Origin of the sequence: Streptomyces flavofungini (assembly GCF_014650815.1) — a bacterium.
Taxonomy (GTDB): domain Bacteria; phylum Actinomycetota; class Actinomycetes; order Streptomycetales; family Streptomycetaceae; genus Streptomyces; species Streptomyces flavofungini.
In genome coordinates this window covers 225,513-237,667 of record NZ_BMVR01000014.1, presented here as the reverse complement: position 1 = coordinate 237,667, position 12,155 = coordinate 225,513, and the positions used below count along the sequence as shown (strand labels likewise).

Sequence of the window (12,155 nt, the reverse complement as noted above, 5' to 3'; positions counted from 1 at the left end):
GGTCAGGCGCTCCCTTCCTCGGCGCTGACCGACTGCTCGGTCCTGACCGACGCTTCGTTCCTGATCGGCGTCTGGTTTCCGACCGGCGCCTCGTTCCTGGCCGACGCCTGGTTCCTGACCCGCTCCTCGGCCCTGACCCCTTCCTCGTTCCTGACCCACGGCGTGCCGTCGGCGTCGACGCCGATCCGGATCCGGCTGCCCGGGTTCGGGCGGCGGGCGAGGAAGTGGGTGACCACGGCCGCCCGCAGCCGCTCCAGTTCGTTGCGGATCTGACGGCCGCCGTACGCCTGGTGCTCCGGGTCGCTCATCCGCTCGGTGATCCAGGGGTGCAGGGTGTCCGTGTCGTGGACGAGGTCGACCTGGTGGCGTTCGCGGACGGACTCGGTGAGCTGGCCGAGCAGGCGGTCGGCGATCCGCACGATGTGCTCGCGGCGCAGCATGTCGAAGACGACCACGCCGGGCTTGAGCCGACCGTAGATCTCCGGTCGGCCGATCGCCCGGAACTTCTCCTCCACGGCCCGGGTGAAGTGCGCCTCCAGGGTGCTGTACGGCACGTCCGCGTCGCCTTCGGACAGGAGGCCCTGGACCGCGTCGGCGCCCGTGTTGGAGGTGAAGATGATCAGGCACTGGGAGAAGTACGCGGTCTGGCCGCGGCCGTCGGTGAGGCGCCCGTCCTCCAGGATCTGCAGGAACTTGTCGAGCACCCGCGGGTGCGCCTTCTCGATCTCGTCGAAGAGCAGCACGCTGAACGGCCGTTCCTGGACCCGGCGGGTCAGCTCGCCGCCCTGCTCGTGGCCGATGTAACCGGGCGGTGCGCCCGCGAGCCGCTCGGCCGCGTGCTCCTGCTGGTACTCGCTCATGTCGAACCGGGCGTACGCGCTCTGGTCGCCGAACATCAACTCGGCGACCGCCTTGGCGAGTTCGGTCTTGCCGACGCCGGTCGGGCCGACGAAGAAGAAGGCGCCCCGGGGCCGTGCGGTGCCGGAGCCGCCGAAGTCGACGCCCACGAAAGCGGCTTGCAGCGCGGCGGCCACCGCGTCGACGGCCGTGGACTGGCCGACCACCCGGTTGCCCAGGACGGCGGCGGCCCGGGCGACGGTTTCCCGGTCCAGCTGGGTCCACGGGTCGACGCTCACGTTGAGCCGGTGCAGTTCCAGGAGCTTGTCCGGCTTCTGCAGGGGCGCGTCGCGCAGCCACGAGGTCCGGGCGAGCGCGTCGATGTCCCAGCCGGACATGCCGTCGGTGGCGCCGACCAGGGCTTCGAGGTCGTGCCGGGTGGCGTGCGGGGCGCCGTTGAAGTCGCCGCGCAGCCAGGACAGCCACAGGCGGCGCTCACTGGGGTCCGGCGGGCCGAGGTGCAGGGTGGCGATCCGGGGGTCCTCCAGGTGGAACCAGCCGGGCAGGCGGCCGACGTCGCCCACCGCGCACAGGACGGCGTTGCGAGCGTGCGGGCGGCGGCCTTCCCGGGCCGAGTGCGGCGGCACGGCGTCCGTCATCGCGGCGCGCAGCCGGAGGTAGCCGGTGTTCGACTCGGGCTGGCCGGGCGGTAGCTGCTGGTCGACGTCCTGGAAGACGAAGGCCGTGGCCGCGTCGGGGGAGGCGGCGAGCCGGTGCGCGACGGCGACCACGTCGTCGAAGGCGCGCGGCGGGGCGCCCGGGCGCGGGGCGAGCAGGCTGGAGCGGTCGCGTCGGCGTTCGACGCCTCGCTGGCTGCGGGCGTCGGCCTGCGGGGTGCGCGCGTCGGTCTGCTGCCGGTCGTCCGACGGGGAGTCCGGGCCTTCGCTTCCGGCGGCCGAACTCCCGTCGGCCGAGCCCCTGTTGCCCGAACCCCGGGTGGCCGCGCCAGGGGCTCCCGCGCGCGGCCGGTCGGCCTCCAGCTCGGCGAACCGCTCCGCATGGCCCGGCAGCGGAAAGGTCAGCCCGACCACCGGGTCCCACCAGCCCACCACATCGGCGCCGCGCGCCTCGAGGACCCCGGCGACCAGCTCCCGGAAGGAGGCGGGCCGGTCCTCGAACCACCAGCGGTCCCGGATCTGCCCGCTGATGACCACCTGGCGGCCGCGCCGCAGCTCCCAGCCGAGCGACACCGCCCACAGGGGCATCATGCCGTCGGCGGTCACGGGCCCCGTGCCGCCGTCGTCCTTGCTGAAGTCGAGCGCGCTCACGGGGTCGTCCACCTCCAGGCGGTGTCCCGGGGCAGCGGCTTGGCGCGGCGGCCCGGCGGCTTGCCGTCCCAGGTGAGCTCACCCGGTACGAAGCCGTCGTCGCCGCCCAGTGCCTCGTGCACCCGCTCCAGGAGTGCCTCGGTGGTGTCGCACACCGCCTCGTCCCGCGGGGCGTGCAGCGTCACGTCCGGCTCGCCCTCCACGTGGTAGACGAGGACGGGCGCACCGTCGTCCCCGATGCCGACCGTGGTCTCGTACGTCGCCCCGGTCGGCCGCGTGAAGTGCAGCCGGAAGCTGCCCCCTTCGTCCTCGCCGCCCTCGAAGGCGAACCCCTCGCCGGTCATGGCGTCCCGGAGCGCCGCCACCAGGTCCCGGCTCCGCTGATAGGCCAGTTCGAGCTCGTCCAACCGGCCCTCGGCGTCGGGGAGCCGGCCCTCCAGATCGGCGACGGCCTGCAGGGCCTCGGCCGCCGAGCGCGCGCCGAGCGCCTCGTCGGCCGTGCGCAGGGCGTCCCCGAACTCGTCGGCGAGGCCGGGGTCGCCGAGTTCGACGGCGGTGTCCCGCACGCCCTGGGCCGCCGGACGCACCGCGTCGAGGCGCTCGGTGGCCTCGGCGAGGGCCAGCTCCAGGGCCGCCGCCGCGGCCTCGGCGCGCTGCCGTTCCGCCGCCTCGGCCGTCGCGCGCTCCCGCTCCGCCCGGGCCTGCCGCTCGGTTTCCTCCTGGTCCTGCCGCGCGGCGGATTCCCGTGCCTGCGTGACCGTCGCCGCATGCCGGGCGAGGGCGTGTTCGACCGTGCCGAGCAGCGCGTCGAAGCGGACCTGCCGGTCCGGACCGGCGGCCGCGCGCAGCTCGTCGAGCAGGTCGGCGCAGCGCTTGTGCCCGTCCGCGTCGAGCGTGCCGCCGTCGGGTCCGGTGGCGGTGAACCCGCGTTCCAGCTCGGCCAGGACGGCGGCGCGGTCCTCCCCACGGCTCCCGGCCGCCGCCGGGCGCAGGCTCACGACCCGGCCGCGCAGCCGCTCCACCGCGTCCCCGACCTGCTCCCCACGGGCGACCCGCGCCCGCAGCTCGGCCAACTCCCGCTCCAGGAAACCGACATCGGCCCGCGCCCCGGACCGCTGGGCCTCGGCGAGAAGCTCGTGCACCTCACCGAGGCCGCGCTCGTCCGCACGGCTCTGCTCGGCCCGCGCCCGGACCAGGCGGGCGTCGCGCTCCGCCGCCCGCCGGTTCGCCAACTCGGCGTCTTTGAGGGCGACTTCGGCCCGGCGCCGGGCCGCCTCCTGGGCGAGCTGGGCCCGCCTGGTGGCCCGCCTGCGTTCCCTGGCCCGGCGCTCCTCGGCCCGGCGGCGGCGTTCCGCCGCCTCCCGCTGGGCGTACAGCGCGCCGACACGGACGCTGCTGTACTTCGGTGATCCGCTCATCGTTCCCTCCGTGCCTCGGTGTGCAGCACGAACCCCCGCGCCGCGAGCCGTTCTTCGAGTCTTCTCCGGAATCCGGGCGTCGGCGGCACCCCGGACCAGGACAGTGCGCCGCCCGCCGCCACCGACAGTTCGATCCCGGCGGTCGTGTCCGGCTCGTCCAGGAACCGGGTGTAGCGGTCGGTGAGCGGGATCAGCCGCTGGTTGTCCGAGCCGCGCCAGCGCAGACTGGCGTGCCGCGCCGCCACGTACGGCCCGTCCACCAGCAGGTCGAGCCGTTCAAGGAGGGCGATCCGGTCCGGCCCGCCGCGCCGCAGCGCCTCGTGGCGGAACCCGGAGTACGCCAGCGCGCCGAAGTCCGGCCGCCGCTCCCGCACCGCGTCGAGCAGCTCGGCGAGCCCCCGGGCCTGGCTGAACGGCTCACCGCCGGAGAACGTGACGCCCTCGATGTCGCCCAACGCACAGAGCCAGTCGGCGAGTTCGGCGACCGACCGGCTGGTGCCGCCCTCGAACGGCAGGGTCTCCGCGGCCACGCAGCCCTGGCAGCGCAGCGGACAGCCCTGCACCCAGATGACGGCACGGTTGCCGGGGCCGAGGACCGTGCAGCGGTCCAGCGTCCGGGCGACGGAGAGGGGGGTCGCCCCGCGCGGGCGGACCCGGGGCTGGGGGAGGGGTGTCATGCTTCCTCCTGCGGCGGGTCGGGGTAGCTGTCGGAGCCGTGCTCGGTCTGGTCGCACCAGGGGCACCACGGCCGTTCCACGGTGTGGATGTGGCGGGTGTTCACCGCGCACCCCTTCAGCCGGCCGGGGCGCAGCTCGGCCGCGAGCGCCTCGGCCCACTCGACCGCCGTCGGACGCCGCCCCGTGTGCGCGAACGCCCGCCGGAACAGCTCCGCGAGCCGTCTCGGCAGCAGGTCGGCGGGCGGCACGGAGCGGGGCAGCAGCACCGAGGCGCGGTCGACGATGCGGCAGCGGCCGTGCAGCACGTTGTCGTCGTACGACAGATAGTCGCCGCCGTCCGCCGGATGCCCCGCGAAGGGGTGCAGTCCGGCCAGGAGCAGTTGGTGGACCAGGACGGCCAGGGCGAAGTCGTCGGACGCGGTGTCCGGCGGCGTGCCGATGGCCGCGCCGAGCCGCTCGGGGGCCGTGTAGCCGGGGGTGCGCATCCGGCCGGGGAACACCTCGCGGCCGTCCGTGAACTGCCAGGAGTCGACGTCCGCCATGCCGACGCGGCCGCTCTCGCCGACCCAGAGGTTGTCGGTCTTGAGGTCGCCCACCACATAGCCCTCGGCGTGCAGTTCGCCCAGGAGCCGGGCGAGGGCGAGGGCGGCGCGCAGGGCGGTAGCCCAGGTCGCCCGGGGCAGGAAGGCGCGCCGGGCGGACACGCTGAGGAGGTGGTTGAACGGCTGGAAGGCGTGCCGCATGTCGGGCATCACGTAGCCGTCGACGCCGTCCGCGGCGGTGCTGTCGGCCGTGCGCACCGAGACCAACGGCCAGGCGAGGCGGACGGGGGTGCCGGCGAGCAGGCCGACGGTGCGGGGTTCGCGGCGCTGGCGCACCAGCCGGGCCACGCGGCGCCGGTAGGCCTCCGGGTCGGGCGGGTCCGGGACGAGCTTCGCGACGAGGGGGCGGGCGTCGTCGACGCCGTACACGAACCCCTCCGAGCCGCTGCCGATCTGTTCGGTGAGGCGCCATGTGTGCCCGCTGCCGGACACCACTGTCAGTCCCACGCTCACCGCCCTTCGACGAGTGCGCACAGGACGGTCAGGTCGTCACCGGTCCGGGCGGCGTCGGGGCCGGAGAGGCCGCGTCGCAGCGGCTCGGCGTCCCCGTGGTTCTCGCGGAGCGTGGCGGCGAGGCCGAGGAAGAAGCGCTCGGACGGCAAGGGGCCGCACTCCGGGGGGAGTTGTCGGCTGTCCGGGTGGTCGAGGGTGAGGGCGGCGCAGCCGTCGGTGGCCAGGACCACGCCGTCGAGCTCCGGCTCCCAGACGACGAAGGTACGGACGCGCAGGGCCGCGCCGGGCGAGGAGAGGAAGGCGGCGGGGGCGGCGGGCGGCGGGAGGACCAGGTGGCAGCGGTCGTCGCGGGTCAGCAGGGTGCCGAAGCCGTCGCCCAGCGACACGAAGGCGGCCCAGGGCGGGGCCACGACCGCGGCGGTGAGGGTGGCTGCCAGCGCGCCGGGGTCGCCTGCACCCGTCTCGGTGCCCGGCAGTCGCGTCTCCGTGCTCAGCAGTCGCGTCTCGGTGCCCGGCAGTCCCGTCTCCGCGCCCGGCACTCCCGTCTCGGTGCCCAGCACTCCCGACACCGCGCGCAGATACTCCTCGACCACCCTCCTCCCGCGCCCCGCGGTCCACCGGGTCCACGCCTCCGGCGTCTCCTCCGCGCCCGGCACGTCCTCCGCCAGCAGGCGGCAGGCCGCGTCGACCGCGATGTGCGCACCCAGGGCGCTGCGGTCGCGGCTGCCCGCCCCGTCGGACACCGCGAGGACCGCCGCGTTGCCCAGGTCGACCGCCTTGAACGCGTCCTGGCAGCCCTGCCCGGCGGCGAGATGGGCGGTGCCCTGGACGGCGGCGCCCGCGACGATCACCGGAGGTCCCTCTCCATGCGGTCCATGCGGGCGAGCTTGGCGGCGCGGTCGTTGACCTGCTGGTGGATGAGGTCCGCGTTCTGGTCCGGGCTGCTGTCGTCCGTGCTCTGGAACAGCAGGTCGAGGATCCGCCCGAAGGCCAGGTTCTCCAACGGGGACGTGGCCTTCGGCGCGAGGACCCGGAGCATCGGCAGGTCGGCGCCGCGTACCCCGATCACCTGGAAGACCCACTCGCCCCGCATCTCGCCCTGGCGCACCCGCCCCGCCGTGCCGTCCAGGGCGGTCGCGTCCAGGGGGTGGCCCTCGGCGTCGCTCGGCGCGCCGTCCGTCAGCACCCACACGAAGGGGCGCCGGACGGGCACGCGTTGCCGTTGCAGGGTGCGGTAGCGAGCGCGGGCCAGGTCGAGGGCCGTCTCCACGGCGTCCGTCAGCCGGGTCAGGCCCTCGGCGCGCAGCGTGGGCGGGTGCATGCTGTCCACCGGTACGAAGAGGCGGTCGGCGGTGGCCTCCTCGACCGGCACCAGACGGCCGGGGCCGGGGTCGTAGACCCGCACCGCCGAGTCGAAGGTGAGGAGGCAGACCTCCACCCGGGTGCGCAGGCGCTCCTGCGCGCGGACCCCGTCGAACCAGCCCGTCAGCGCGCGGTTCAGCTCGTCGATCCGCGGCTGCTCCGCGGGCCGCCCCATGGAGGCGGAGGTGTCCAGGAGGAGCAGGACGGGCTGCCGCTCCTCGTACCCGGACCCGAACTCGATGCCGTTGACGCTCATTCGGCCGCCCCCTCCGTGTCGTCGGCCGCTTCCTCGGCATGGGCCACCAGCCGCTGCCGTTCGGGGTCGTCGCGCACGGTGACGGCCGTACCCGGCGGCAGGCCGGGCGGCTCCGGAACCATGCGCAGCAGGACGCCGTCGACGAGTACGTACGTGTCCGGGGCGGGCCAGGTCACCGTACGACCCGCGCGGCCGTGTGCCCATCCAGCCATCCCCGTGGTCATATGGCCACGGTATGTGACGTCGACTCCAACGTGCCTGTCCCTTACGTGAATTGGCACAGCTCCGATTCCGGCGGTGCCGGGGAAGCGGGCCGCCCGGGGGAGGGCTCCCCCCAACCGTTCCTTCCGGGCGACCCGCCCTTCCAGTGAATCGGACCGGCCGGTCGCGGACTGGTCGTGCCCTGGGCGGGTCCTGGGCAGTGCGGTGGGATCAGCGGTGCAGCGGTTCCTTGATCGCTGAATAGAGCGGCGCCAGCACCTCGTTGGCCTTCTTGATGCCGTCCGCGGAGCCGAGGTCCGGGATGCTGCCGTGCGACAGCGCTTCGAGCGGCCCGTCCGCGCAGTGCGCGAAGCGGTCCCCGAAGAGCACCAGGGCCCGCTGCGAAGGGTTGCGCCGCGAACCCCAGATCATCCCCATGGCCTCGGGTGCCTGGGCCCGGATCTCCCGCGCCCAGAGCCGCGTACTCGCGTAGTGCTCGGGTCCCTCGCTCTCCAGGAGGAGATTGTCCTGGCAGACGGCGGCGAGGGCCGCCCCGGAGCACAGCGAGACCAGCCTCAGCTCGCACCGGGTCCGCACCGCGTTCAGCGAGAAGCCCCGTACCGAGGCCAACGGGACCAGGCGCATGCTGGTCTCCCGGTCGAAGGGGATCGAGCGCACCAGGGCCTCGGCGAAGGCGGTCTGCGAGTCCGTCGCGGCGTACAGACAGGGGTACGGGTCCTCCGGTGTGGCGTGGAAGCGCCCGGGGCGGGGGTCGTCCGCGCTGAACGGCTTGAACTCCTCGGCCGCGTACCGGGACGAGTGCATCCGCCACAGGTGGGTACCGGCGGGCAGCAGCTCCCAGTGCGGCTGGAAGCGGTACGCGGAGGGCGACACGGTTTCCTCGTGCATCAGGCCCCCTCCACCAACGCCACGGCCGCGCCCACGAGGTCGCGGTCCGGCCGGATGCCGAGGAGGGCGGCGGGTGGACCTCCGCCCAGCCATGGATTGCCGCTCAGCCACCAGTCGGCGGCACCCCAGGGGTCCGCGTCGGCGAGCAGCACCCGGTTGACCTCAAGGACGACGTCGTACGGTGCTCCGCCGCCGGGCGCGAACTGGAACTCCGGGTAGCGGTCGCCGAGTTCGGGGTCGGTGAGCCGGATCAGCTCGGGGGGCGGAGCCGCACCGCGGTACCGGGTGCGGACCTCGGCGGCCGACAGGGCGGGCGCGTGCAGCAGCCGGTCCTCGACGGCGGCGATGATGGCCGCGGTGTCGGGCGGAGCCGGCGTGGCCGCGAGCCGCGCCAGCAGGTCCCGTGTCCGCAGGACGACCCGGTCGCCGACGGGCGCCGTGGCGACCAGCCGGACGGAGTCCAGGGCTTCCCGGACCGGATGGTCGAACGGCAGCGGCACCAGACTCAGGCGTACGGCCTGGAAGGCCCGGCGCGCGGCCCGGGCGTCGCCCGCCGGGGTGTCGGCCAGGGCGCGCAGGCGGGTGAGCAGGAGGTCGTACTGCTCGTCGGTCAGCCGGTCGCGGATGCTGTCCAGGTGTTCGTCGATGAGCCTGAGCACCCGCGTCCCGTTGTCCTCGCCCGGGGTCATACGCTCTCCTCTCCCTGGCCGGGGTGGCCCTGATGGATGAATGCGGCCCAGACGGCGGGCCGTTGGAGGTCGGAGCGGCCGATGTCGGACCGCAGCTCGGCGCTCAGGCAGCCCGGGTCCTCGCGGTCCGGGTCGAGCATCCAGAGCTGCGCCGCCCGCAGGGCGTCGACCGGGCTCAGCCCGGCCCGCACATGGTGGTGGAAGACCGTCATCAGGAGCATCGACGCGCCGTCCCGGGCGGTCCACCGCGACCCCACGACATCACGTGCGCCACCGGAGACGAACGCCGTGGTGAGGGTCAGGGCCTCGTCGTGGTCGCGGGTGCTCAGGTCGGTCTCGCAGGCACTCAGGACGATCAACGGGCCGTCCGGTGAGGCCTGTTCGGCGGGCTGCGGCCGGTCGAGGAGCCGGGTCACGGTGAGCCTGCCGATCGCCTCGCCGGGGTCGGTGGGGGCGAGGTGCAGGGCCGACCCCGTCGGTCGCGTCCCCGCCATGCCGTGCGTGGCCAGATGGACCATCGAGTGGTCCTGGGCGAGCAGGGCGAGCAGCTCGTCGGGCGTGCCGGTCGGCACCGAGTCGGGCGGCAGGGTGGCGAAGTCGCCGTACAGCCGCGCCCCCGGATAGAAGGCCCGGCGCAGCTCAAGGACCTCGAGCTCGGCGTACGTCAGGGAGATGCTCGGGTCGGCCACCAGGGCCGGGGCCGAGATCGGGTCGCGCGGTGCGCGTTTCACCGTACGCAGGAACTGGCCGCCGGACGCGGCGTAACTGATCACCAGGGCCTGGCAGAGGTAGTCGTGCGGGGCGTCCGCGGGGAAGCGGGCCGCGTGCCAGGGGACGATCCCGAGGCGGCCGCAGGGCACCAGGACGACTCGGGGCGTCCGGGGACCGGCGGCGTCGCGCGGAAGGTGTTCCGTCAGGCCGGGCAGGATCTGGGCGATCACCTCGTACGCCCAGTCGCACAGGTCGGACAGGGCCTCCTCCCAGGCGTCCTCGGCCTGTTTGTCGACGTGGTCCGGGGGGCGGGCGGCGGCCGCGTCCAGGTATCGCTCCAGCGGGGCGCTCGCCGCCGCGGACAGCGAGGGCAGGGGGCCCACGCCGACGCCGATCTCGGGGCCCACGGCAAGGACCATGCCGGGCGCCTCGCCGTCGCTGCCCGGCACCAGGTAGATCAGCGCGTCCGCGCCGGACTCGCCCACGCCGTCCGCCAGTTCGCGCAGGGTGGGGGTGTCGAGGAGCCCGCCGTCCTGCCGGTAGCCGAGGGCCTCCAGGGCCTGTCGGCGCAGGGTGCTCGGGAGTTCGGCGGGCAGCTCGGCGCTGTCGGCGGCGCCGGACTTCCGCCAGGCGGCGGCGAGTTCGGGATGGCCGCGCTCCGTGAGCAGGTCCGGCACGGCACGGGAGGTGGCCGCCGCCTGCAGCACGAGCGCGCGGCCCAGTTCCAGGGCGGTGACCGCGTCGGCGACCCGCCCGTGCGCGGCGGCCCACAGGGCGGCCTGTACGCCGAGGGAGGCGCCGCTGCGGGCGGTCGTGAGGCGGTGTTCGGCGCCGTGCTGGAGGAGGACGTCGGCGGCGAGGGTGGCCATCGCCTCGTTCGCCGTGTCGGTGACGGCGTCCGCGTCGGACTCGCTGTGCTCCCGGTACCAGCGGGCGCGGTAGGAGTCGGCGAGCGACCACAGGGACGACGCGGCGACGCGCGGGGCGCGGCCGTCCCGGATGTGTTCGCGGAGCCGTTCCAGGGTGGTGATGACGGCGTCCAGGTCCGCCGGGTCCTTGGTGAGGTGGTGCCGCATGTCGAGGCGGTTCGCGGCGGAGTGCAGTTGGTCGGCGGGCGCGTCCGGCGGCGGTACCACCCGGTCCGGGATGCCGGCCGGGTCGCCGGTGAGACAGGAACGCAGGGTGTCGATGTCGGGGGCCAGGGCCGTGAGTTCCTCGCCCCCGAACGGGAGGCTGCTGTTCGCCGCGGCGGCCTTGGCGGCCTCGAAGTCGTCGAGGCCGCCGAGGAGCAGCTCCTTGTCCTTGGTGGACTGGGCGAGCAGGAAGCGGGCCATGGCGCGGGTGAGGACGGCCACCGCACGCAGGTCGTGGTCCTCGGGGACGGCGTCGGCGAGGGCCTCGGCCCTGGGCAGCAGGGCGCGGAGCCGGTCCACGTCCTCGGCCTGCCCGGCGGTGCGGATCTCCGCCATCAGGGCCGTCGCGTCAGCCATGGTCGCGAAGAGGTCGGCCCTGGGGAACGAGCCCTCCGACTTGCGCCGCAGGTAGTCGGTGACCGTCTGCGTGTGGGCGAGACCGAGCGCCTGGTCCTGCAGGGTGCCACCGGCGCCGTCGGCCACGCTGAGCAGGATCGACATCAGTCCTTCGAGGGCGTCCTGGTCCTGCATGCCGTCCGGCAGCCCGTCCTGGGCCTCGCGCAACCGCTTGAGCTGCTGATTGAGGGCGGCGGGGTCGCCGCCACCGGCATGGTTGACGAAGTCCACGGACGTGGTGTTGACGGCCTGCCAGGCGGCGAGGAGGCGACGGAAGTCCTCGGGGGTACGGGGTGCGGGCGGGGTGTCGCCGCCGACGGGGGCGGCGGTCGCGGGGCCCGGGGCGCTGGCCCCGGCCGTTTCGCCGGGGTTCGGTACGTCGCGCGTACCCGTGTCGGCGCGGGCCGCCGTGCCCGCACCGGCGCTCGGACCCGCCGCACCGCCCATCGCCCCCAGCAGTTTCGTCATCATCTGCCGCAGCTGATCGCTGCCCGGAGCTCCGTCGTCGGGCATGAGGTTCGTGAACAGCTCGGTGAGCCCCTCGGCCGAGGGCTGGGCCTGGAGGTCGCGGACCTGCCGCAGGTGGGTGCGGGTCTCCGGCGGCAGCGGAAGCTCGGCCGCCTCGGCCACCAGCTCCTGGACCTCGGCCGAGAAGGCGGCCACCCCGCTCGGCCCCGCCCGCATGATCATGTCGAAGAAGGCGGTCGCGTCCGGCTCCGGCGCGAGACCGCCCAGCATGTCCTGCAGCGGCAGCGCGTGCGTCAGCAGGAACAACGCGGCCCAACGCCGGTCCTCGGCGCGGGCCGACGCGCCGACCCGCGTCGCCGGGTCCCGTACGTCCCGCAGCAGCGTGTGCGCCCGCTCCCGGTCCGCGGGCGTCCCGCCCCCGACGCCGTGGCGCAGGGTGAGGGCACCACCGAGCCAGACGGTCACCGACCCGCGCAGCTCCGGATCGTGGTCCAACAGGTGGGACAGCGCGTCGAGTTCGGCGACCGACTCGTCATGGGCGCGCAGGGGCCGGGCGGCCGTGCCCGGATCCGGCAGCAGTGCCCTCGCCCGCTCGACGGCCTCACCGGCCCAGGCCCGCACCGCCTGGACGCCACCGCTCTCCGCTTCTTCCCCCACCGGTTCTCCTCATCTTCCGAGGTCAGCAACTGACCTTTCCGGTCTCCATGATGACGAG

General features: G+C 74.7%; 10 protein-coding genes. All 10 read right to left on the bottom strand.

Translation table 11 applies throughout. From position 1 onward, the window contains the following. Positions 1 to 2: 2 nt before the first annotated feature. A complete protein-coding gene (locus IE274_RS31280) occupies positions 3 to 2,165 on the bottom strand; it encodes an AAA family ATPase (RefSeq protein WP_229909926.1) in 2,163 nt (720 codons plus the stop codon). Further along, positions 2,162 to 3,583, bottom strand: a complete 1,422-nt coding sequence (locus IE274_RS31275) for a coiled-coil domain-containing protein (RefSeq protein ID WP_190119291.1) — start codon at positions 3,581 to 3,583, stop codon at positions 2,162 to 2,164. The genes IE274_RS31280 and IE274_RS31275 overlap by 4 nt, the downstream gene beginning before the upstream one ends. Next, positions 3,580 to 4,260 (bottom strand): 4Fe-4S single cluster domain-containing protein, encoded by a 681-nt coding sequence (locus IE274_RS31270; RefSeq protein ID WP_190119290.1) that lies wholly within the window; start codon positions 4,258 to 4,260, stop codon positions 3,580 to 3,582. The genes IE274_RS31275 and IE274_RS31270 overlap by 4 nt, the downstream gene beginning before the upstream one ends. Next, positions 4,257 to 5,309, bottom strand: coding sequence for a hypothetical protein (locus IE274_RS31265; RefSeq protein WP_229909925.1), 1,053 nt, complete (start codon positions 5,307 to 5,309; stop codon positions 4,257 to 4,259). The genes IE274_RS31270 and IE274_RS31265 overlap by 4 nt, the downstream gene beginning before the upstream one ends. A 2-nt stretch (positions 5,310 to 5,311) precedes the next feature. Next, positions 5,312 to 6,166 (bottom strand): protein phosphatase 2C domain-containing protein, encoded by an 855-nt coding sequence (locus tag IE274_RS31260; RefSeq protein ID WP_190119288.1) that lies wholly within the window; start codon positions 6,164 to 6,166, stop codon positions 5,312 to 5,314. Continuing rightward, on the bottom strand, positions 6,163 to 6,933 hold the full coding sequence (locus IE274_RS31255) for a vWA domain-containing protein (RefSeq protein WP_190119287.1): 771 nt from the start codon (positions 6,931 to 6,933) through the stop codon (positions 6,163 to 6,165). Before IE274_RS31255 ends, IE274_RS31260 begins: the two co-directional genes overlap by 4 nt. Then, positions 6,930 to 7,145 (bottom strand): hypothetical protein, encoded by a 216-nt coding sequence (locus IE274_RS31250; protein WP_190119286.1) that lies wholly within the window; start codon positions 7,143 to 7,145, stop codon positions 6,930 to 6,932. Before IE274_RS31250 ends, IE274_RS31255 begins: the two co-directional genes overlap by 4 nt. Positions 7,146 to 7,365: 220 nt before the next feature. Next, positions 7,366 to 8,043, bottom strand: coding sequence for an RES family NAD+ phosphorylase (locus IE274_RS31245; protein ID WP_190119285.1), 678 nt, complete (start codon positions 8,041 to 8,043; stop codon positions 7,366 to 7,368). Beyond that, on the bottom strand, positions 8,043 to 8,732 hold the full coding sequence (locus IE274_RS31240; RefSeq protein WP_190119284.1) for a hypothetical protein: 690 nt from the start codon (positions 8,730 to 8,732) through the stop codon (positions 8,043 to 8,045). Before IE274_RS31240 ends, IE274_RS31245 begins: the two co-directional genes overlap by 1 nt. Further along, positions 8,729 to 12,097: a CHAT domain-containing protein gene (locus IE274_RS31235; RefSeq protein WP_190119283.1), complete on the bottom strand. Its 3,369-nt coding sequence runs from the start codon at positions 12,095 to 12,097 to the stop codon at positions 8,729 to 8,731. The genes IE274_RS31240 and IE274_RS31235 overlap by 4 nt, the downstream gene beginning before the upstream one ends. Positions 12,098 to 12,155: the final 58 nt, after the last annotated feature.